Below are 23,098 nucleotides of genomic sequence, written 5' to 3'. Positions count from 1 at the left end.
GAATGGTAGAAATTCCTGGTTCAAGAGAAAACCGTGGTTGCCTGCTGTATTTGTTACAATTACACTAAAGTTGTCCAAGAGTAAAAACAATGTCTTTTGATCCTCAGCATTTGCAGGACATTATCGCCTGTCCGAAAACAAAAGCAAAACTTGTGCGTGATGGTGATTTTCTAGTTTCTATCGATCCAGCATCGCGGTTGAGGTATCCTATCAAAGATGGGATACCGGTGATGCTGGTGGAGGAAGCGACTAAAGTTCCTCAGGAAGAGTGGGCTGAAATCATGAAACGCAATGACCGAAATCCTGTTTCAGGAGAGTTGGTTTCCTGAACTAAATTCCTGCCAGAGGAGAGAAACTGATGGATGCATCGCAGAAATTTCTAGCTTGGAATCGTTTCATCAGATTCTCATTTTATGTTCTGGTAAGTGGTGGGTTTACTCTTCCGCTCATTGCCGATGAACCTGCGACAGTATCTCAGAAGCAGAGCCAGCAGGATTCAAAAAAAACGCTCTATACTTATCAGCGGGATCATGACCCGAATGGTATCGGTAAATTCTATCGGGGACGCGAAATCGCCCGTGTAATGGGTTATCAGGGAGCTCCCTGGCTGGAACGCAAAACACGCGAGCAGGAAGAACGACTGTCTTTGCTTCCGAAAGCATTGAAACTGAAGCCCGGCATGGCGATTGCAGATATCGGTGCGGGCAGCGGCGTCATTTCCGTGATTCTAGCCGATCATGTGAGCCCTGACGGTAAAGTTTATGCGGTGGATGTTCAAAAAGAGATGCTGGAACTGCTTAATAAAAAACTTGAAAAACAAGGTGTCAAGAATATTCATCCCGTGTTGGGAACTCAGAAATCACCCGGACTCAAACCAGAATCAATTGATGTAGCGATTATGGTAGATGTATATCATGAATTTGAATTTCCCTTTGAAATGATGCAGGAAATTTCAAAAGCATTAAAGCCGAAAGGGCGTGTGGTGCTGGTGGAATATCGCAAAGAAGATCCTACTGTGCCGATCAAACTCGTCCATAAAATGTCCGAGGCACAAGCGAAAAAAGAAGTCTCTCGACCAGAATTGAATTTGAAATGGAAAGAGACCATCGGGATTTTGCCTCGACAGCACATCCTTATTTTCGAGAAAACCTCAGCAAAATAAAATCTGATCTGAAGATCACATCAAGCCCACTTCACACACTGAAAACGGATTCCAGACTGCGGTCAACTCGCTGAGACAAGCTCCTTTAACCGGTGAAGCTCAAGCTGAATCCTGAATCGTTTCAGCACTATCCCTCCTGCCTCTCTCCTTCTCAAAGCGATCAATCCGAACGGGCCGATAAAACCGTTTGTTCTGTTTGGAATAGTTTGCTTGAGAGCCCTCTTACTTCGATTCTTTCGTGTTCTAATTTCATGGTAAAATATTGGATTTATAGCGAAAAAGCATCCGATCAACAAAAGTATGAGTAGGTAGAACTACTATAAGACGGGCTGAAACAAGCTATAACATGTGAAAACGTGAATACGTCCATCTATGATTTTGGCACTGAAGAATAGATAGGTTTAGGTTCGGTATGCAGCTTTTGAACTTGCTCGATGAGCAGAGGCAATGGTCTCCGTGCATTCTATATGTAGATGACCAGGCAAACCATTTTGTTGAATTTGAGAGAATTAATACAGAAGAGGGATATGAAATACATCATTGTCTGGATGTAAAAAATTCATTGTTGAAAGCATTAGAACTTAAGCCAGACATTATTATCTTAAGCCTCGAAATCCAGGAGATGGATTTGATTGAGGTGATCGGGTTTTACAAATCACACGCAGTACTCGCCAATACTGCGATTATGGCTACATCTCAGTTCCAGGAATCGGAGAAAATCACCATCGCGCTTGCGAATGGCGTGGATGATTTTTTGCTGCGACCTTATTGCCCGGCACTTGTTCACAAACGCATTCGAAATACACTCCAGATCATTGCCAATCAGAAGTCTGACCGGATCCAGATGGCACTGAGCAATGTGCTCGAAGAATCATTAAACGAGATTTATATTTTTGACGCCGAATCTCTGCAGCTTTTTTATGCGAGTCGGGGTGCCACAAAAAATCTGGGTTATACTTCGCAGGAACTCAATTCGATGACTCCTTTTCAATTAGTCAAGGAAGATTTCAGAGCGCAACTTGAAGAGGTATTTCATTCTTTATTAGAGAGTCACGATTCCCAAACATTTCTCAATGCAGAATTTAAAAGAAAGGGAGGGACCTGTTATCCTGCTGAAGTTTATCTTCAGAGAACTACGGTCTTTTCTAAACCGGCGATTGTGGCTCTGGTGATGGATATCACCAAATTGGTACAGGAACGAGAGCAGGTCGAGCGGTTGGCACGCGCGATTGAATCAAGCGCTGATGCAGTCTTTATTACAGACACTACAGGCACAATCACTTATGTCAATCCAGCTTTCTCTGAACTTTATGAGTGGTCGGCTGCAGACGCTCTCGGGCAGACTCCGCGTTGTCTCAAGAGTCATCTCAATCCTGAAGAAACATATCAGGAAATGTGGAATCAACTACTTTCAGGAAAAACCTGGAAGGGAACGTTAATTAATCGTCGCAAGGTAGGTCAAACGGTTTCAAGTTTACCTTTATTAGGACAGAGTTCACGGCAGGAGAAAAACTGGCTGGAACAATATCGTTGGATACACATGACGGTTTCCCCGATCTATGATAAACAGGGGGAATGTATCTCCTATGTGGCAGTACAAAGAGATATTACGAATAAGGTTTTGAACGAGAAAAAGCAGTCTCAGAAACATCTTCAAGCTGTCATTCGAGCCAGGGTGGCAAAAAGCTTACAACAACAGACGTCTCTGAAAGAAAAGTTGGATCAGGTATTGAGTGCACTGATTGACATTCCTGAATTCCAGCATCTGAAGCGGGGGTGTCTCTATCTGAATAATACAAAGACTAAACAATGTGAACTGCTCTCTCGTTTTGGAGATTTTGTTGTCTCTCCTCACTTCACCTATCATGAGTATTGGTTTAAAGAAGAGTATGCAGAATATCCTCATTCGGTGATTCAGACACATATCATTAATCAATGTCACTGTGACTCCAAAACTAAAGCAGAAGGTCAATCAGACGGATCGCATGGCCATTACCTGGTTCCCATTTCGCATCTGGGAGAGTCTCTCGGCGCAATGGTTTTATCCAGTGAAACGTTTCCGGATGATGATCCTGACCAGATACGGTTCTTGCAATCCATTGGTGATTTGATTGGTATGGCCATTATTAATGATCGATTGACTGAAGATCTGAAAGCGGCTCAGCAGCAAGCAGTGGAAGCAAACATCTCCAAGGATTTATTCCTGGCAAATATCAGCCACGAAATCCGTACTCCGATGACTGCTATTTTAGGGTATTCAGAAATTTTAACGGAGCAATTGGAATCCAGATCCCAAGTGAAAATGATTGAGACCATTAAACAAAATGGCGATTACTTACTTTGTTTGATCAATGACCTGCTCGATCTCTCAAAAATCAATTCACAAAAAATGACAGTGGAATTGATGCAATGTTCTCCCACACAAATATTATTCAATGTAGAGTCATTGCTTAAAGTACGTGCAGACAAGAAGAGTATTGAGTACACAACACAATTTGATGGCGCCATACCAGAGTATATACAAACAGATCCTACGAGATTCAAACAAATACTGGTCAATCTGATCGGGAATGCCATCAAGTTTACGGACCAGGGGGCGGTAAAAGTAATTGCACGTTACTTGGTTGAAGATCAGGTTCCTTTCTTACAAGTTGAAGTCGTAGACACCGGAGTTGGTATTACAGACAACCAGATGCAACAACTATTTCAACCCTTCATCCAGGCAGATGTGTCAATGACCCGACGTTTTGGTGGTACGGGACTGGGGCTGACGATTTGTAAAAAACTGATCGAAATGTTGAATGGGTCAATTTCTGTGACCAGTGTTTCAGCAGTAGGTTCTACTTTTGTCCTTAAAATTCCAACGGGAGTCCCGGCAGACGTGAATCTGGTTCATTATGATTCTGAAGGACAACAGGATCTGGTGATTGAAGAAGAAGCCTCGCCTGCTGTACCAGACAGTCTGAAAGAATACTTTGGTTTTTCTCCACGAGTACTGGTGGCAGATGATGGGGCTGATAATCAACATTTACTTTCTTACATACTCAAAAAATGGCAATGCGAATATGAACTTGCTGAAAATGGAAAAGTGGCTGTAGAAGCAGTACAGACTGCAGAGGAGAAGGGAACTCCTTTTGATATTATCTTAATGGATATCCAAATGCCGGTGATGGATGGTTACACTGCTACGAAAACGCTAAGAGCTTCCGGCTATTCGAAACCAATTATTGCGATCACGGCGCATGCAATGAATACCCAATTGCAGGAGTGTATTGCAGCAGGCTGTGATGCCTATACAAGCAAACCGATTAATCGTAAACAGTTGCTGAGTCTGATTTGTAAATACACTATGCGAGAACAAGCACAAACTACGAACTGAGCTGAATCTGAAAATGAACTTGTCAAATTCCATGATTGGCTTTGACTGTGAAAGGAAACAGTTGGTCTTTAAGTTCTTTTAAAGAGCGTGCAAAGACATCTGCCGTATTGATTTCCTGCTCGCTAACACGATGCCCGGTTCCTACGAGCGCCGCTGTCTTCAGCCGAGCGGCTTTTCCTGCTTTGATATCAGACAATTTATCTCCCACTAAGATTGACTCTGAGAGATTCAGATTGTGCTTTCTTTCTGCTTCCAGCAACATCCCTGGCTTAGGCTTTCGGCAGGTGCAGTCAATTCGATAGCCTCCCATTCCATGTACTGGATGATGTGGGCAGTAAAAAAAGTCTAAAATCGTAAGATGCCGTTTTGCAAACTCATCCACAACCCAGGACATCAAGTCAATGAATTGTTGTTCTGTGTAGTACTCACGCGCAATTCCAGACTGATTTGTGACTATGATTAAGCAATATCCCGACAATGTTGCCGCATGACACAACTCGAAAATTCCTTCGATAAAATCGAAGTCTTCGATCAGATGCAGATAGTGTTTTTCAACATTGACGACACCATCACGATCAAGAAACAACGCTTTTTGCAAAATGAAAAAACCTCTCTTTCAAGGTTTAAAGATCAAAACCAAAAAGTTCCGCTTCCACGCATTCACACAGGGTGTGCTCAAGAACTAAGTGTACTTCCTGGATTTGGCTTGTGAGTTCGCCCGGAGCAATCACACAAACGTCGCTCCATTTACGAACTTCCCCTCCATCGTGTCCCGTAAAAACAATGCTCGGAATTCCCTTTTCCTTGCATGCCTGTAGAGCTTTTACAATATTGGGAGAATTACCTGATGTGGTGATCCCCAGGAAAACATCATGCGTTGTGAGCTTCCCCCTAATCTGGCGAGAGAACACAGAATCGTAACCATAATCATTTCCAATGGCCGTTAAAATAGAAGAATCTGCCGTTAATGCTTCAGCAGCCAGTGGTGCACGGTCTTTTGCCAGTCGGCTCACAAATTCTGCGGCCAGATGTTGTGCATCCGCGGCAGATCCACCGTTTCCTGCAATATAGATTCGGCCTCCCTGATGATAGCTGTTAAGAACTAAATCAACAGATTTCGAAAACTCATTCTGGATATCCGGGTTTTCCAGAAGCAGTTTTTTGGCTTCAATCGATCTCTCCAAATTACGGCAGATGATTCTGATTGCCTTTTTCATATGATTCGCTCCAAAATCTCTATGCCAAAATTTTCAAAGTGGATCGGATTCGAAAAATGATCACCGATGAAAAGAGCCAGACGAGATTTTCCTGCTATTGCTACAAAGTTTGAATAGGTTGTATCAAGAGATTTACTGAGATAGGAGTATAGTTGAATCAGAAAAAGGATGACAATATTGATTCAAATCCATCTCTTTGTTTGCTGGAACATTTCATCAGCAACACGGAAATGAGAATTCATGACTTATTACATAGGTATATTTGATTTCCCAATTTTCATATCCAGGTAGCATTTTAAAGTACTTCGTAATCAGCTTTTCAATGAGGGATAACTTCAATTCAGGTGAATGCAGACAAACTTCTTCGAAAAATTGATGACCAGAGAATATCTCGGAATTTACAAAAGGCATCTTAGTAAAGTGTATGGCGCCATGTTGTCACATGGATGAATTAAAATTTGTTGTAAAAAATACAAATTGCTCTATACAGGAATAAAAATGATTGCCATTTATGTTGAAAAGTCAGGAGTTTCAATTTGAATAGACGACTCAAGCTTCACCAAAACGTCCGCAATGGTTACGGATTTCGTTTTGACGGACTCTAAGCATGCAGAACTGAAAAAAACAGGCAAATTCCTTCGATACTTAAACTTTACCATTCTTTGGTAACTAGCATGAAAAAAGCTGATCAATTACGAAAAGTGATTCTCTGCATTCGCAGATATGAACATGTCTGCTGAAGATTACGATATACAAAGATATCAATCCATAGTGTAAGGAGACACCTCCTTAATTACCGTATTAAAATGGGAAAGGATTCCTCGTGCCATCAGCTCTGAGCATTCGAGTTTCATGTTGCCTGATCTTGGCCAGTATTCTTAATGGCTGTGCAGCCGTGAATAGTATTGCGCTCATCCCACAACGTATAGGAGAGAAATGGACGTATCGCTCCAAGATCGCGCGCGAAAAACAGCTAGATAAAGCGGCCGTTCACGAAGCAAAATTGGCAGATTTAGAAGATGAGCGGGTTGTTCTCAAGATTTCTCGTGATGTTTTAGTAGAAAAACGTCGTGCTGAACGAGAAGCATTAATGGCTGATGCCAGAGCTGAGATTGAAGCGAGCCGTCCAGAATTTCGGGAGCAACTAGAGACGGATCTTGGCTTGAAATTCAACCAGCGGTTAAACGTAGGACAGTTACAAGTTGATTTAAAGAAAATGGAAGCGCTGCTTGATGATCGAAAGCAGGAGCAGAAGAAGCTAGATGAAGACTATGCGAAAAGACTAAAGTTGCATCGTGAGAATTTAGCGAAACTAAGAAGTGGAAAACAAAATTTAGAATCAGGGAGTGAAGATTGTGCGCGGCCACTTAAGGATAAATTAATAGATAAAGAAAATCTGGAAGCACCCCCAAAATTAGCTATCTTGCCAACAGAAATCCCATTGATGCTTCCCGTAACCTTGAATGTTGAATTACAAAACCCTTCATTAAGACAATCAAATATCAAACGTACCACAGTTCCACTTTTAGAGTGTAAAGAAGCGCTGGAGGATGAGTGTTGCAAAGGCTGTCTTGATGGTTGCACTCAGTGTTTGCCAACAACAAAGAAAAAACGCATATTTGGTGGTTTGGGACAAACCTTAGCTCCTCCTGCTGTTTATCAGACAGCATCTGAAGACTCGATTTTAGGGGGATTTGGGAGTGAATCTTTACCACCTGCGCCACAATCTCCCGAAAATTAACTTTCCCAGTTTCTTTTCAAGATTTTCTTTGAGAATACTTTACTAATATAAGATTAGTCCCTGGCGCCCCAAATTAAAGTTGCTCTATCAATATCATCTTGCCCAATCTCGATATCTGGTTGATATCTTTTAAACATGATGTTTCCAGGAATATCAGTGTGGTGTAGCCCAAGAATATGCCCAAATTCATGAATGGCGGCATAAAGAAATTTATCTTGTGTCCAGGTTTCGGAGATATCAAATCGTACCTCCATCAAATTCTTTTCAGGCGGCCCAACATCGGCATCAGCTAGTTTAGCCCCCAACCCGTCAAGCGCAGCACCTCGAATGACGACATTTGCTGAATCAGAACTAGTGGCTTCTTGAATATCCAGTTTAATAATACTAGCCCAGATACTCCATGCGTCAGCAATTAAGTCTATTGCATCAGGTATGTTTGGTAATGAATCTATTTCAATTTCATAGCGAAGTTTTGGCTCATCACCATCTTCGCCACCATCTGGCGATGCGTTTGGAGCGTTATTACCACTTGCTGTAAAGGTGCGAAATGCTCTTGTACCCAAACAGGATGGTAATTGTAGGAAGTTAAGAGTCTGGTTTCCAAGAATTCCATCGACAGTCACATGCTTCTTCACTGATTCTTGGAATTTTGTAATAGATTCGAGAACACGCTCAAAAAGTAGATCGCTAACAACCTCAGGCGTTTCGATATCAATCGGATTTAATTTAAGTAAGCCTTCTTCAATTAGCGTATGAATACCATTTGCTAAGCCAACTTCAGAAGGGATGCTGCCAGCGGAAAGAGTCGGATCACTCTTATTTTTTTCATTGAGTCTTTTGGCAATGTTCAAGACTAATGTGGCTATGGCGAACCCAGTAGTTGCAGGCATGGTAAACTCCAATTTAGTCTAGTCGTAGTTTTGAAAGAAAAAATAATCTTTGCGATCTATTGTTGAGGCAGTTTTTGCAGTTTCCGTCGATATTGTAAAACTTTTCGTCGATATTTTAGTGCGCGTTTCAGACTGTGTGCATTGTTAGTGTCTGGTAGTCTATTTGGGTAAAGACCCTGTAATTGGTTGATTACATTCGTAGATGATGTGCTGGTCGTACTTTGTATTCTTGTTACATTTCCTGTTCCCAAATTTCGAGCAGTCTCATATTTTTGCCTATTAATAAGCCCATTCCTGATCGCATCATATGCAAGTCGAGTTTGTTTAATATTTCCTTGCTGTTCTATGACTGACAAATCTTTATCTACTGTCTTAAATAGTGATTCCCATTTCTTACTAGCATTAATTCTTGCAAAAGAACTGGTATTTGGCTTTCCAGCAATTTTAATTGCTATGCCTGGCCTAGCCATTTTTTTAAAGAATGCATTACGCTTGGTTATCAGGTCTTCTGACAACTTCCGAATTTTTTGATTAGAATCAATTCCTTTGCTGGATTCCAGAAGGTCTGAATAGAGCTTAACTAGAAAAGGGATTGTTTTTTTATCATTTTGAGGGTCGAGTTGAATCACATCTCGATGAGCATTATAAAGATCGATAACCGTCTTATTGAGAGCCGCTAACTCATTTTCTTTCGAAGGAGAATCTGGAACAGAGAGAGTTGAATCTCTATCTTCATTAGTCTTTTCAATTGCTTTTACACTATTCAATAACTCATCATAAGCAGCTTTTTTATTGGCTTCGGTAGCTTTTTTTGCTTCAAGTATTTTTTCTACAGCAATTGTTTTTTTTACGGCTTCCAGAAGATTTTTTAATAATTTATCTTCTGACGGATTTAAAATATCAGCTTCTTCTTTTATGAACTTTTCAAGTCTGTTTTCAGCCTCTTCGAGATCTAGTTTTTTTGCTTCTTCAGACGTAATTTCATTTTCGAAAATTGCCTTTGATTTATCAAAAACACTTTTGAGTGCTTCACGACTTTTCTTTTGTTCTGCTTTTGCTTTTTTGGTCGCAACGGAAGCTTCTTGCCATTCACCTTTTAGTTCTTCAAGTTGCTCAGCCGTCGCATTTTTAAGAATTTCTATCGTGTTTTCATTATTTTTGTCATTTAATTTGGCATTGAGTTGCTTAATCTTTGCTTTTAGGTCTTTTATTTCTTGGTCTTTTGCTGCATCAGCGCACGTGAAATTCACCGCCAGGGAAAGTGCCATTACAAATACCATGGACTTTAAAAACAGATTTCTCATTTTCGCGGTTCCCGATTGTTTGTTGATAGTAATAGACGTGTGCCTGAATGAGGCAGACACATTCGCGATTCTCCAGATCACTCTTTGATGCCAGTTATGAATACTCATAACGCATGATAGAATATAGATTACATATACAATAATGCCCGTATACAATAATGAACTCAAGCATATATATGTGTAAATCTGCGCTGTTTTCGCAAAATTCCTATTTTACGGTTTATTCAGAGTAGCTGTCTCACGCCTCTAATCATTGGATACCAAGATTAACGATTGTTTAAGCATCCCAATTAGGGAGAGTGTGCGTTTTTACTTAGCGTGAGAGGCGATTCAAAGCACATGAGGTAGCAGAGAGAATGCACACCATACTGAGATTTGTGGGGACTTTGAATGATTCTAAATCACAGTGATTCTTAATTTCGTATTAACTGTGATACAGAATTTGATAGCGCTATTCGACTAAAATTGAAAAGGGTGAGTAACGGGGGTCGAACCCGCGACCTCCGGAATCACAATCCGGCGCTCTAACCAACTGAGCTATACCCACCACATGAAGTCGACTGGCTGATGATTTTGCCAGTTTCTGTCAGCATAGATCCGATTCTAACTAAATATTGTACGTCTGAAAAGACTCCTGCTGAGACAAAAGGTTCAATTTTTACGTTATCAAAGCGGATTTAGAGATGCAACGAATCTATGGCTTCGAATCAGTAAAATTCCCTCTATACGTGCATCTCCTGTCAAGAATCTGTAGAATTGATGCATCAAGATTTCCCTATGAAATCAACACAGAACAAACACAATGAAAACAGGGAAAAAAACATGAAAACACTTAGACTCACCTGCATGATTCTAATCACTTTCGTATTGAGTCTCTTTCAATTAGCAACGCAGGCTCAGGATTCCGTGAATTTTCCAACCATTGGAGAAGTGGTCAGACTTGATCCGCGGCTGGATGAACTCATTGATAAAGATGCCAAGATCCAGGTTCTCTCCTCTGGATTTGATTGGAGCGAAGGTCCTGTTTGGATCGGAGATGCCAAGGATGGATATTTGCTATTTTCGGATATTCCCAAGAACTCCGTAATGAAATGGAAAGAGGGAGTTGGTGCCTCATTGTTTCTGAAACCCTCTGGATACACCGGAGTTGTCAAATATGGGGGAGAACCCGGATCGAATGGTCTTTTACTAGACCAGAAAGGGCGTCTCGTTTCCTGTGAACACGGCGATCGTCGTGTTTCGGTTCTTACTAAAGACGGAGGAAAGCGGACGCTCGTCGATAACTATATGGGTAAGCGACTCAACAGTCCCAACGATGGGGTTTATAAGTCAAATGGCGATCTCTATTTTACAGACCCGCCTTATGGTCTGCCGAATCGCTATGACGATCCTCGCAGAGAACTTGATTTCTGCGGTGTCTATCGACTGGCAAAGGATGGCACGTTGACTTTATTAACGAAGGAAATGACACGCCCGAATGGGATTACCTTTTCTCCCGATGAAAAAACATTATATGTGGCACAATCTGATCCCAAGGCGGCAATCTGGAAAGCATTCCCTGTGAACGAAGATGGAACGTTGGAAAAAGGGAAAATACTCTATGATGCCACTTCAGCCGTTGGTAAACTTCCGGGTTTACCCGATGGTATGAAAACGGATCTTAAGGGCAACATATTTGCAACAGGACCAGGTGGCTGTTATGTTTTTACCCCATCAGGAGATTTATTGGGCAGAATTAGTACCGGTGAGCGCACAGCCAACTGCGCCTGGGGTGGTGATGGTTCAACACTCTATCTGACCGCTGACACTTATCTGGTACGCATACCAACCAAAACCAAAGGCCGTATTGGCGCTGCTAAATAGTTGATTTCACAACGATATCAAACTCTTGTCCTCTGGTAGTTCCTTTAGCGAGGAGCTGCCGGGGTAGGGGTTCCTGTTGAGTTTTTAAACACAAAGAGCACTTTGATTGGTGTTTTCGTTTGATTGAGATTCCGCGATTTAGAGAACGGTAGAGAACGGTTTTTAGTAAGGTGAGTCAGTTTATCGGTCGCTTTATTCCCAGTCGGTTTTGAGGCAGCGAGAGGAGATTCCGGTGATGGCAGTGCCCCCGCTGATGACCCCAATAGCATGGATTTTCTGCCTTTGGTGGCTTTAGATCGTACTAATGTTTCTTCAGGGAGTTGCATGCGATAACGAGTCTGAAATGAACGCGAAAGATCCCGTTTTAAATCTTTACCGACTTTTGAATCGGCAATCGTTTTTTTAAACTTTGCGGATGAACGATTTTCTTGTGCCGCTCCATTGGATTTTTCAGTATCAGTAGGTTTTTTTGCTCCATTTTTGGCTTCAAAATAAGCATCATGATTAGATCGTGGCGTGTTGGATTTGTATGCCAGAAGTTTTGGCAGTTCTTCAATCTTCTCAGTGAGAGACCGTTCGCTAATCGCAGGCTGTAATGAGAGGCTCACAAGCTGATCTCGTTTAAGATCGTTTTGGAACTCCTGGAGTGCCGTAGATAATTGATTGTCAGTGGCTTCCACGTAGACAGCAAACAATTCATTTTCAGATTCGTCCCTTCTCTGAGCCAGTGATTGCCCTTTGGCTTTGAGTTCACTTTTAGAACTGGATTGAGGATTCTGAAGCTGGCGTTCCACCTCAGACTGTTTCTTTTGATTAATGGGAATATTGTTGCGCGCCAGAAGCAATTCCATCGTTCCCAGAGCCTGTTGAACATCGACAACACGAACTTCAATCACTGCCACTTTTCCATCAATATCACCAATGTAAGGTAAAACGTCTCCAATACGAATGGTATCGAGAGGAATATGAGCGGGAATCCCTTGTGAAGGAGGTACCATAGAAGTCCTGAGTCTATTGCTAGAATGGTCACTAAAATTAACACCCTCAGGAAGTTTATTCATGACCGAGAATTTACCCAATGATTTAGCTGCCGTTGGTGCATTCAAACTTTCGACGACCATTTCCTTTTTGCCAGACGAGACATTTCCTCTAAGACCAAGACGATTAGTCTGATTATCGGCCATCAGAACATCAAGTAATGCAGTGACCTTCTCATTTTGGTGGGCTTCTAAGTCTGCACTAACGCCGTCTGTACTCACATCGGCACTGGCGTTTTCTTCTCGAACGAGTTCTGTTGTTTTAACTGCAGTTTCCATGCTGGAGCGCGGAGTAGACGGTCGTGATATAGCAAAACCTTGGCTGAATTCTGGTTGGGTGGGAGTTACGTAAGAGTTCATCAACAATACGAATAAAACGAGTGCCGCCAGTGAAGAACAGGTACTAACTGCAACAGCAATACGATAACGAAATACAGAGGGAGTATGTTTTACTGCAGCGTGAGTTGTTTGAGTCAGCAGAGTTTCCTGCTCAATTCGTTTACGAATGGAAGGTGCCAGTTCAGGTGGGGCAGATTCCGTAGCAGTTTCCTGAAGAAGTCGGGAAAGTTCTCCGATTTCGTGTAGTTCCTGCCGTGCTTCAACTGAATTCTCCAGAAGCGACTCTAATTGTCTGCGCTCCTCGGATGAGACTTCATGATCGAAGTAAGCAGAAAGATCTTCGTTTGATGGTTGTTGACTACTCATTTTGATTCACTTACCGATGACTCGTGGTCAGATTTGAAAGCACGCGAGACTGGTTCGGTCTGGAAAAGCGTGTTCAATTTCTGTTTTAATTCGTTCCTTCCTCTAAAAATGCGGCTCCTTACAGTTCCTAATGGAATTTCCGTGATCTCTGCAATTTCCCCGTATGACATTCCCTCCAGTTCTCGCAGTATCAGAGGGGTACGATATTCCTCTTGTAATTCATTTAAGGCCTGATGGACCATTTTTTTTCGTTCGGAGAGTTCGGCAACATCGGAGGGGCGGTTTTCAGGGTGTGTATCAACCAGCCAATTGCCAGCCGGGTTATCTTGTGTATCCAGTGTGGTGGAAGTTCGTTTTATTTTTCTTTTCTGAGTAATCGCGGCATTGAAGGCGATGCGAAATAACCAGGAATAAAATGCGGCTGTTCCTCTGAATGTGTTCAATTTAAAAAAAGCCTGTGTAAAACCTTCCTGTGCCGCATCGCGCGCATCATCATTCGAACCCAGAATCCGCACTAACGTTCGAAACAGGCGATCCTGATATTTCAGAACCAGTTGATCGAACGCCTCTGTACGACCTGCCAAACATTCTTGAATCAAGTGTTGATCATTGTTGGTCACAGTATCTAATTGACGAATGAGAGACAAAATAAGTTCCCGCTCTCAAAAGAAAACGGGGATTTTAGGGGATATGTAAGTATCTTCTTATTTTTTAACACGTTACGTCAATACCAGATGGTAAATACAGACCAGGAAAGTAGATTTCAGTCTATTGAGGCTCAATTTAAGGTGCAATTGTCAATCAAACGAGTGGTTCCTACAAAAGCTGCCACCAAAGCGACCATTTTGGGGTGAGGAGTTTCTATCTCTTCCAGAGTCTGGGCATCCACGATGGTGGCGTAGTCGAGTTTTACCAACGGGGTTGTTGTTAAAAGTCGTTGCATCTCGGTTTTAATGTGGCTCAGGTTGGTTTCGCCAGCTTGTATTTTTTCTTTCGCCAGATTCAGAGCATGTGAGAGTGATAAGGCTGACTCACGTTCCGTCTCTGAGAGATATGTATTTCGGCTGCTTAGAGCTAAGCCATCCGCATCTCGAACAGTAGGGCAGGTTTTAATTTCGACAGGGATATTCAAGTCGAGGCACATCTGTCGAATGATTGCCTGCTGTTGGTAGTCTTTCGCTCCAAAAAACGCTTTGTCTGGCAAACAACTCAGGAGGAGTTTGGTAACAATGGTCGTGACACCCTGAAAATGATTTGTACGTGTTGCCCCTTCGAGAATTTCAGAGAGTGTTTTCACTTCAACATATGTCGAGAAATGAGGAGGATACATGATATCGGTTGTTGGTACCCAGACCAGATCTGCTCCTGCTGTCTGGCATTTCTCCAGATCTTGTGCTAACAATCGAGGATAGCTGTCAAAGTCTTCATTTGGTCCGAATTGAGTCGGATTCACAAAAATGGAAACGACAACAAAATCACATTCTTCTCGTGCTGCCTCAATCAGGCTGACATGACCAGCATGAAGTGCTCCCATCGTAGGAACGAAACCAATCGAAGCGTCCTGTTTTCGTTGTGATTGGATCAACGTTCGTAGTTCGGGAATTTCCTGGACAGTTTTGATAGGTGAGGTGAATGGTTCCGACATGAGATCAAAACTTTCAGGATGTGCTAGATGTCCTGATTAAACCGGAGTGTCAAGTCATTAGACTATTTCAAGTGACTGAGACAACTCAGCCATCTTAAAATAACCGTTATGTCGAAGACTTTTTAGAAGACCGTGAGCGATTTCCACCTCGCTTATTAGACGAGCGTCGTGATCGTTTAGGGTGTCTTCGATTGGGACTTTCGGACTTCGATGAAGATTGTTTTTCCCCCTCGTCGTCTTTACCTGATTTACTATCAACAAGTTTAGGATTCAGAAGATAGGAAATTGCTTCTTCCCAACTTGGGACGTTGGGATATTTATTTTTTGCTTCACTTTTATTTGGGTGTGAAGAGGATTCGTCTTCAGAAAGTTCTTCCAAGTCGGTTGAATCCGAACGAGGCGTTTTTTTACGTCTACGGGAGCGCCTTCGTGAAGGTCTCTTCGATTTGCGTTCTTCAGATTCCTCTAATTCTTCATCTTCGCTGTCAGTCTGGAGTTCGACATCTTCGTCTTCTTCACCTTGTTCGTCTTCAGCACTCTCGATGGTCTCCTGATTTTTACGAGAACGGGAACGCCTGCGTCGCCGACGCCTTCGGGGACGTTTTGTTTCCGTTGATTCTGCTTCTTCTTCACGTTCCTCAGCGACAGCTTCTTCTTCTGATTCGAGTTCGTCTTCATCAGAATCAAAGGCAACTTCCTCAAATTCGACTTCTTGAGAAATGAGGCCAAAACCGAAGGAATCGTCATCGTCAAGGCGCTCATCTGCTCGTGTTTGACTATTTTTTGCAGGCTTAGAACGAGACTTTTTCGCTCGCGGTTTCTTCTGAGCAGGTTGTTTTGATTCAACAGTTTCGTCTAGGGCCTCATCATCTTCCTCAGTTGCGTTTACGTCGGTACTTACAATCGCAGAATCATCTTCATCCCAATTCCAGCCATCAAGCGCGTCCCAGTACGTATCTTTTTCTTCTTCTTCGGCGTCGTCTTCCTCTTCTATTTCAGTCATATTTGAAACAGGGGAGAACTCAACCTCATTTTCTTCTAATTCCTCTTCGGCTTCAAAAACCTCGATGAACTCTTCTTCCAGGTCTTCCTCTTCAATTTCGAAGTCAGCCTCGGAATCAAGATCTTGCTCTGTGTCGTCGGCTGTTTCAGGAACTGAGGGACTGAATTCCTCATCTTCTTCAAATATGGATGAACCGAAATGATTGTCATCTATATATGCTTCTGATGAAGTCTCTGATACCGGTTGCTCAACCGGAGGTTCTTCTGCTGGAGTCTGTTCTTCAGAGGATGCTTCTTCGCCCTCATCTGCCAGTTCCTCTTCAATATTCGTAGGTACAGGCTCAACTTCTTGATTGAAATCGATTCCAAACAGATCACCAGCGAGAGACTCCCAGGAGTCACCTTCGCCTGACGGATTGATGCCAAAAGGCTCTTTGCTTTTATTCATATGCGCAAAGTACACGTTCCCCGAGGATTTTTCAAGATTTGCCTCGGGGTGAATCAAGCTTCTCAGCGAAATTAGCGTCCTTTTGCGTATTCGATATGTCGAATTACGGCCTGTAATTTACGGGCTTTTTCCAGCATCGCGTGGTATCGAGGAACTTTCGAATAACCAATCTGCCGCGCTAAGAGATCTGCTTCTGAGCTGAGAATGACAGTACAGGGTATCGATTTTACCTTCAGAACGTTGGCAATTTCTCGATCTTTGTCAAAATCCAGATGAACTGGTTCAAAGGCTTGATTGAGATATTTAGCCATTCTGGGGTCAGAAAGTGTATCTTTTTCCAGCTTTCGGCAGTAAGTACACCAACTGGCATCAAAGACAATAAAAATTGGCTTATTGCTTTTTAATGAAGCTTGATGTGCTGTTTCCAGATCCGTATGCCAGTTAATGGGATCTTCCGTCTGACTGGCTGAACGCGTTTTCGTTTCTGCCTGAGAGAGATCGAAAAATAACCCCACTAACAGGACAGTCAATAAGCAAGTCAGGATCCATTGATTTTTAGTTTGAAGTCTTTGCATTTCTGTGACTCCTTCACAAGTACAAGCTGCAATTCCTTTGCAACTGTCTTATATGAGTGATAATTTGATGACCCGGTTAAGAGAGCTGAACTTACAAAATCGTTATAACTCATCCATTAAGCTTTATCGGTAGGAGATGAGGATCTTTCATGAACGATTCGATCCGAAATTTCCGCATAATATGGACGTGGCCAGTAAAGTTTATCTAACCGGTAGAGCGCGGGTTCAGGCGCCTATAAAAGAAGCCGTATCTGAGGGATACACTTGCAGACGGAAGTGCACCATCGATTCGGCTTTATAAAAATGCTGGATTTATGATCAGTTTTTTTGAGGCGTTTTGGACTGAGATGGTTCTTTTGGTTTTGCTTTGGGAGCTTTTGCAGTACCCGTTTCTTTTTCTTTCGTGGACTGCTTGGCTGGCTGCTTTTTCGGTTGGGTATCAGATTCCTTCTTCGAAGGACTTGGTTTCTTGTTGGGTGAAGGCTTGGGTTTCGTAGAACCAGCATTTGGTTTTGGGGCTGGTTTACCATCCTTGGCTGCTGGTTTGCCTGCACCTTCTGGAAGAGTTGTTTTGCTGCTTTCCTCTTTGGGTTTCTCAATGGGTTCAATCAGTGCTTTGCGTGACATTCTCAGAGTTTCAAAGCTCTTAGCAGAAATCACATAATACCAGTCTGCAAAACGTTCATTCAGTTTTTGTACGATTTCATTACCCTTCACCACTTTCTCGTCATACTCTTTCAACTTCTTTTCATAAGTCTTGAGTTCTGACTGATACTTTTTCATCGCAATTTCGTATTCTTCTTCAGGGGTGGGTTTTTCTTCCTCTTTCTTCTTGTTTTCTTTAGAGGTGTCCTCTTTTTTGTCAGCAGGTTTGGTATCGACTTTCTTTTTATCTTCCGCCTTTTTTTCTTTGAGACCCGCGGGTTTTTGGGGCTCTTCTGGTTTTTGTGGAGGATCACCAATAAAGGAAGGATTAAACGAAACAGTCACGAATAAATAGCGACTGGTTTTTAAGGCACTATCATCCGTCTTTTCGTCTTCTTTTTTGTCCGCATCTGTTTTTTCCTCTGAATCAGAAGCGTCTGCTTTTTCTTTTGGTTTTTCTTCTTTCTTTTTTGCGCTGTTACCTGCTTCAATATCCAGAGTACTACCAGTAAATATTTCTCCGAAGTAGAGTGAATACAAGACGCCTTGATTTGTAGCGACGATCACTTCTCCTTCATTAGAGACCAGCTGTTGATTTCCCTGGGGGTCACTGGCCAGGATAAAGCCCTTACTTTGCAGATCCACAAAATCGAGGGGATCAAGCCGTAGATTACCCGAAGTTTTCAGTTCCTTGGCAATGCCAGGAGGTTTAGGACGAATACCCTGGATTTTTAAATCACTTAACGTATTGATCATCTGGTTGACATCACTGGTATTCAGCTTTTCGGTTTCTTTATTCAAACCTTCCAGTTCCCAGGGCTCAGTCGATTTTTTACGTTTTAGCGTGGCCAACTCCCGGTTCACGATCCGCCGTTGTTGTGTATCAATTGAATACTTATTGACAATGATTTCAACCAGCCTGTCTCGTTCCACTTTCAGCAGATCTGGCTCAATCCAATCAGAAAATTCTGAGGAGAGATCCACATTGAGTTTGGTTCGATACACAGAATCTTCGTCAATTTTGCGGACGTAATACTCGTTTGATTGTTCAGGAACTTCCTTACCAATAATAAAATCGACCAGTGGTGTCCCACCTTCTTTTGCGAGCGTCAGCCTTTGCCCACGACCTTTGAGATTCGTATTCGATTCGTCTAATGGATCAATCACACCGAAGCGTTCGTGGTCACTTTTTCGTCTGCTTTCCAAAGCACCCCGCACAACGCCTACCAGTGATGCTGCGGTTTCAGCCAATTCGTCTTCGGCGTCAGCCGGATAATCGTGATGCGAAGGGATTTTCCAAACGCCGTCTTTGAATTCGACATTGAAGATTTTCAGAGTAGCAGAATCTTCGTTGTAACTGACGACACGCAGTGATCTGGCTTGTGTCGGATCAGAAAATTCAGGATAGAATTCCTCTCCCACATTTTCATAGCCAGTTAATTGAGCCGGTTGAGATGCGCGATCGGTGATGAAAGCCGCTACTAAAGCAACGGCAGCAATCCCTACAAAGGTCAGTGTTTTGGTCGTTTCATTCATGGTAAACGATTTTACTTAAAAACAGTGGTTTCAATTGAATTCAAACAGGACGCAGTTCAACTTCTATGTGAGATCACAGGCTGACTTTTTCAGTGAGCCTGCGATTATTTCTTTAATCTTCGGTCAGGGGAAATGTTCTGGTTTTCATTGGTCGTTCTGAAAAACAGGAAGCAGATCCCTAACAGAATTGCCGGAAAGGGTGGCACAAGAATCGCATACCAGCGGATACGGTCTTCGATTTCACGAATCTGGCGTTCTGTCCTGGCCTTGATTTTTGCAACTTGTTGTTGTTTTTCCAACTCAATATTCGCTTCATCAACTTCCAGACGTCGTTTTTCATTTTCTTCGGCCATGCGTAACATGATCTGTTTCGTTCGACTATTAAGTGCTTTATCCTGCTCGATTTTCTCCCGTTCCGCCTTCAATCGATCACGGGCATCTTGCAGTTTTGCTTCTGCATCTTTCGTCGCTTTTTCGCGTTCCTCGTTACGTTCTTTAACAAAGACAGAGGTTTCCCGTTCAACAAGCGTCAGTGTGCGATGCTTCGAACGACGTTTTCGTAGTGCAATATAGGAATCATCGCCCGCTAATTGATCGACGCAGTTAAGTAAAAATGTCACATTATCAATCTTTAAGCCGAATGCCTGTCGTTCACGAATATTGAATAATTCATCGGAAATCAAATCAGCATCTGCGACAAAAATGACATTGATGTTCTTCTCTTTTGACTTCGATGTTGAAGTGATATGGGCTGCCAGCACATGGGCGTCAGAATCAATCTGCCGCGGTGGATCTTGAGCAATCCGAATCGAGTTGAAGAAGGGGCTGGTGATTTCTCCCCAATCCAAAAGTCCCGAGTTTGGTCCCGTTCTCAGGAGCGGTTCAAAATTGAGGTCTCTGCCTTTACGAGGACGAATGCTACCGGGGAAGAACGTTAAGATTTCCTGTAATCCACTGGTGATGTTACTGTCTAAATTAAAGGCTCCCCGTGTACCACTTTTCGGAGTAATGAAAATCAACTCAGGACGTACGACTTCAGAAAATTCAGGATGAGGATTGAAATAATCGAATACAACTTCACCGTTATTCCACGCAATCTGTAATACGTTGAGCAGCGAGGTCAATCGGCCTTCATCTGCTTTAGGGGTTGGAGGAGGTTGCCGCATTCCCATCATGCCTCCGCCCGGGCTGGGTTTGGGCATACGTGGAGCGGCTTGAATACCTCGACCACCACCAAAGACAGGCAGTGGGTCATCACAAATCAGCGTTGGTTTTCCTTTTTTCACGTAGTCGACCAGATTCTTTAATTGTGGTTGTGTCAATGAGGAAGGCAGAACAGCAATCAATACATCATATTCCGTATCACTAATGGGCGAGTCGGGAGAAACCTGTTGTACGCGGTACTGTTTCTTGAGTTCACTGACAATGAGCCAGGGGGGCTGGTTACCGCCTGCTGCCATATTAAATCCACCAAAGATGTTGGCATCGGTATTTAAGATTCCTACTGTCAGCCGATCATCTTTGGAGACGGTACGAATCGAACGCGTTAATTCATATTCAATGGGAGTTCCCACGTTAAAGAATGGAATGACAACTTCATCGGTACCACTTTTAACGACAGCCCCCATGAAGATCGTATCGACATAGGCACGACCGCCGCGTTCTGTTTGAACTTGTTGTGGAGTAATATTCAGCAGTCTGGCTTCTTCCTCTTCTTTACTGAAAGGCACGACATCAACAAACCGGACCTGTAATTTTTTCCCACCGATCTGATTGTATTCACGTAACAGGCCAATTAAGCGTTTGCGAATGGGGACATACTCTCGTGCAACATCGGGGCTGATAAATGCTTCCATTGTGACGGGATTCTTATCATCGATTTTCGAGATCAGATCCTTGGTTGTTTGTGACAGACTGAATACTTTTTCATTGGTCATGTCGATACGGCTACTGCCATAAGAGACGATAACGTTCACACTGATCAAGATGACTGCCAGAGAAACTGTGCGAGCCAAAAATTGTAATCCCATGGAGTTTTGTTCTTGAGAACTCCAGTGTCTGCGGGTAATCAGCACTCGGTTCAAATAAAGCATCATCACAGCCAGCGAGATGAAATACAGGATCGAGCCTAATGGCAGGACCCCTGTACCAAAATCTTGAAATTGTGTGACCAGACTCAAGCCCTGAACCAGATTATTAGTGGGGGCAACCTGACCGATAAAAATGGGGATCGCACAGATGGCGGTTCCCAGAACAAAGGCAACAGTGGTGCTACTGGTTAATGCGGAAGCAAACATCCCTGCCGCCAGTAAAGACGCACCGGCGAGCCAGTATCCAAAGTATGTGGTAAACATTAAACCGATATCCGGATTTCCAATTCGCAATAATACCAGGATGTGTGTGACAGAAAACAGGAGCGCGATCGTATAGACGGCCAGCACTGCAAAGAACTTGCCAAGTAAGACTTCGACATCGGAAGCAGGGAGTGTAAACAGCAACTCATCGGTGCCCATTTTCTTTTCATCAGCCCAGACGCTCATCGTAATTGCCGGGATAATGAATAGCAGCAATAAGGGGTACCAGAGAGTCAGTTGATCCAGGTTTGCCTGGTTGTTCGCGAAAAATTGTTGATTGAAGGCGGCAAAAGCACCAGCAACTACGAAGACGACAATAAACAGATAACCCAGCACTCCAGAAAAGTAACTTTGTACGTTTCGCTTGAAGATGGCCAGTACAACGTTGTTCCGCAACATAATAGAAGGGTCCTTACGTCAGCTTTATCATGAATTAGAATGAATCGGTTTAGAGTTTACGCGTGTGTCAATTTGTGGAAGCTGGTTTCCATATCATCCTGACTGCCACCGAGGTCTGATACAGATCCATCAAAAACAATGGAGCCCTGATTAATCAGAATTACACGACTACAGACAGCTTTCACTTCCTGGAGAATATGTGTGGAAAGCAGAATCGTTTTTGTTTTTCCCAGGCTGCGGATCAAATCGCGCACTGACTGATTCTGATTCGGATCGAGTCCACTCGTTGGTTCATCCAATATTAAGATATCCGGGTCATGCAGTAATGCTTGTGCCATGCCTACGCGTTGTCGAAAACCACGCGACAATTTCCGAATGGGTTTCTTCCAGACGCTGCTCAAGTCGCATTTATCCATCACGAACTCTAGCCTGTTACTGAGTTCCGCTTTTGACATACCTCGCACACCTCCGGCATACTTCAAAAAGCCTCGAGGTGTCATTTCTTCATAAAGTGGTCCATTTTCTGGAAGGTAGCCCAGTTTCTGACTGGCCTCAATCCGATGCGTACTCACGTCAAAACCACCCACGCGCGCGTGACCTTCACTGGGAGAAAGAAAGCCCGAGAGCAGTTTCATTGTGGTTGATTTGCCCGCGCCATTGGGACCGAGGAAGGCGGCCACCTGACCGCGGGGGACAGAAAATGTGACATCTTTTGTTGCAGTGAACTGACCATAGAATTTGCTCAATCCAATGGATTCGATCATCATCTCCTGAGCTGAACTGTTTGACTGTTCTGCAGGAGATTGCTGAACCTGTTCCGACATTGCAATAATACTCCCGATGATTGTCTTGTGGGTTGATTCAACAGAATAAGTCTATGTTTAGGGTTTCGTTGAAACTCAAAAGTCTTCGATTCGTAGCCAGTGAGGATGGCATGGTAAATTTACCGAACTTGTCCATTTTTAACTTGATAGCGTTAAAAACACAACGTAAGAGGGAGTCTACGTTTTGACTTAACTGAATTTCTTTTGTTTAAAAAATCATAAATCAAAAAAACTGATAAGTCTCTTTGACTACCTATGGTCTATTTTCAATGAAATACGACCAGCGGTTTCCTATATGATTAATATACAAATTTCATGATGTCCAGTCTTTTCGCTGGTGATTTTTGAAAAATAGTTTCTCATAAATCTAAA

General features: G+C 42.9%; 17 protein-coding genes and 1 tRNA gene. 5 read left to right on the top strand and 13 right to left on the bottom strand.

Going from position 1 to position 23,098, the window contains the following annotated elements; all coding sequences use genetic code 11:
• Positions 1-89: 89 nt before the first annotated feature.
• The 3 genes from V202x_RS25265 (at position 90) to V202x_RS25255 (ending at position 4,541) form a co-directional block, all read left to right on the top strand.
• On the top strand, positions 90-329 hold the full coding sequence (locus V202x_RS25265; RefSeq protein ID WP_145179565.1) for a Trm112 family protein: 240 nt from the start codon (positions 90-92) through the stop codon (positions 327-329).
• A 29-nt stretch (positions 330-358) separates the two neighbouring features.
• Positions 359-1,162, top strand: a complete 804-nt coding sequence (locus tag V202x_RS25260) for a class I SAM-dependent methyltransferase (RefSeq protein ID WP_232098704.1) — start codon at positions 359-361, stop codon at positions 1,160-1,162.
• 412 nt (positions 1,163-1,574) lie between these two features.
• Positions 1,575-4,541 carry a response regulator gene (locus tag V202x_RS25255; protein WP_145179563.1) on the top strand — a complete coding sequence of 989 codons (2,967 nt, stop codon included), beginning with the start codon at positions 1,575-1,577 and terminating at the stop codon, positions 4,539-4,541.
• A gap of 22 nt (positions 4,542-4,563) precedes the next feature.
• Here the strand turns inward: V202x_RS25255 and V202x_RS25250 are convergent, their stop codons facing one another.
• Both V202x_RS25250 and V202x_RS25245 read right to left on the bottom strand, forming a co-directional pair.
• Positions 4,564-5,139: a D-glycero-alpha-D-manno-heptose-1,7-bisphosphate 7-phosphatase gene (locus V202x_RS25250; RefSeq protein WP_232098702.1), complete on the bottom strand. Its 576-nt coding sequence runs from the start codon at positions 5,137-5,139 to the stop codon at positions 4,564-4,566.
• 25 nt (positions 5,140-5,164) lie between these two features.
• On the bottom strand, positions 5,165-5,758 hold the full coding sequence (locus tag V202x_RS25245; protein ID WP_145179561.1) for an SIS domain-containing protein: 594 nt from the start codon (positions 5,756-5,758) through the stop codon (positions 5,165-5,167).
• Positions 5,759-6,581: 823 nt separating this feature from the next.
• Between V202x_RS25245 and V202x_RS25240 the strand changes: the two genes are divergently transcribed.
• Positions 6,582-7,499, top strand: coding sequence for a hypothetical protein (locus tag V202x_RS25240; protein WP_145179560.1), 918 nt, complete (start codon positions 6,582-6,584; stop codon positions 7,497-7,499).
• Positions 7,500-7,552: 53 nt separating this feature from the next.
• Here the strand turns inward: V202x_RS25240 and V202x_RS25235 are convergent, their stop codons facing one another.
• The 3 genes from V202x_RS25235 to V202x_RS25225 all read right to left on the bottom strand — a co-directional run bounded on the left by V202x_RS25235 (position 7,553) and on the right by V202x_RS25225 (position 10,240).
• Positions 7,553-8,389 carry a matrixin family metalloprotease gene (locus V202x_RS25235; RefSeq protein WP_145179559.1) on the bottom strand — a complete coding sequence of 279 codons (837 nt, stop codon included), beginning with the start codon at positions 8,387-8,389 and terminating at the stop codon, positions 7,553-7,555.
• A 56-nt stretch (positions 8,390-8,445) separates the two neighbouring features.
• Positions 8,446-9,693: a hypothetical protein gene (locus V202x_RS25230; protein ID WP_145179558.1), complete on the bottom strand. Its 1,248-nt coding sequence runs from the start codon at positions 9,691-9,693 to the stop codon at positions 8,446-8,448.
• 473 nt (positions 9,694-10,166) lie between these two features.
• Positions 10,167-10,240 (bottom strand) — tRNA-His (locus tag V202x_RS25225).
• A 275-nt stretch (positions 10,241-10,515) separates the two neighbouring features.
• Between V202x_RS25225 and V202x_RS25220 the strand changes: the two genes are divergently transcribed.
• Positions 10,516-11,556 (top strand): SMP-30/gluconolactonase/LRE family protein, encoded by a 1,041-nt coding sequence (locus V202x_RS25220; RefSeq protein WP_232098700.1) that lies wholly within the window; start codon positions 10,516-10,518, stop codon positions 11,554-11,556.
• A gap of 44 nt (positions 11,557-11,600) precedes the next feature.
• Here V202x_RS25220 and V202x_RS25215 read toward each other — a convergent pair whose 3' ends face one another.
• The 8 genes from V202x_RS25215 to V202x_RS25180 form a co-directional block, all read right to left on the bottom strand.
• Complete coding sequence (locus V202x_RS25215) at positions 11,601-13,298, bottom strand: anti-sigma factor family protein (protein ID WP_145179557.1); 1,698 nt, start codon at positions 13,296-13,298, stop codon at positions 11,601-11,603.
• Positions 13,295-13,945, bottom strand: coding sequence for a sigma-70 family RNA polymerase sigma factor (locus tag V202x_RS25210; protein ID WP_232098698.1), 651 nt, complete (start codon positions 13,943-13,945; stop codon positions 13,295-13,297). Before V202x_RS25210 ends, V202x_RS25215 begins: the two co-directional genes overlap by 4 nt.
• A 131-nt stretch (positions 13,946-14,076) precedes the next feature.
• On the bottom strand, positions 14,077-14,943 hold the full coding sequence (gene panC, locus V202x_RS25205; RefSeq protein WP_145179556.1) for a pantoate--beta-alanine ligase: 867 nt from the start codon (positions 14,941-14,943) through the stop codon (positions 14,077-14,079).
• A 106-nt stretch (positions 14,944-15,049) separates the two neighbouring features.
• Positions 15,050-16,393 carry a hypothetical protein gene (locus V202x_RS25200; protein WP_145179555.1) on the bottom strand — a complete coding sequence of 448 codons (1,344 nt, stop codon included), beginning with the start codon at positions 16,391-16,393 and terminating at the stop codon, positions 15,050-15,052.
• A 71-nt stretch (positions 16,394-16,464) separates the two neighbouring features.
• Positions 16,465-16,968, bottom strand: a complete 504-nt coding sequence (locus tag V202x_RS25195; RefSeq protein ID WP_145179554.1) for a thioredoxin family protein — start codon at positions 16,966-16,968, stop codon at positions 16,465-16,467.
• Between the two features lie 318 nt (positions 16,969-17,286).
• A complete protein-coding gene (locus V202x_RS25190; protein WP_145179553.1) occupies positions 17,287-19,149 on the bottom strand; it encodes a DUF4340 domain-containing protein in 1,863 nt (620 codons plus the stop codon).
• A 104-nt stretch (positions 19,150-19,253) separates the two neighbouring features.
• Positions 19,254-21,902 carry a Gldg family protein gene (locus tag V202x_RS25185; RefSeq protein WP_145179552.1) on the bottom strand — a complete coding sequence of 883 codons (2,649 nt, stop codon included), beginning with the start codon at positions 21,900-21,902 and terminating at the stop codon, positions 19,254-19,256.
• 56 nt (positions 21,903-21,958) lie between these two features.
• Positions 21,959-22,726, bottom strand: a complete 768-nt coding sequence (locus V202x_RS25180) for an ABC transporter ATP-binding protein (RefSeq protein ID WP_144988456.1) — start codon at positions 22,724-22,726, stop codon at positions 21,959-21,961.
• Positions 22,727-23,098: the final 372 nt, after the last annotated feature.

Source organism: Gimesia aquarii, from assembly GCF_007748175.1.
GTDB classification, from domain to species: domain Bacteria; phylum Planctomycetota; class Planctomycetia; order Planctomycetales; family Planctomycetaceae; genus Gimesia; species Gimesia aquarii_A.
This window is presented reverse-complemented; position numbering and strand designations above follow the sequence as displayed.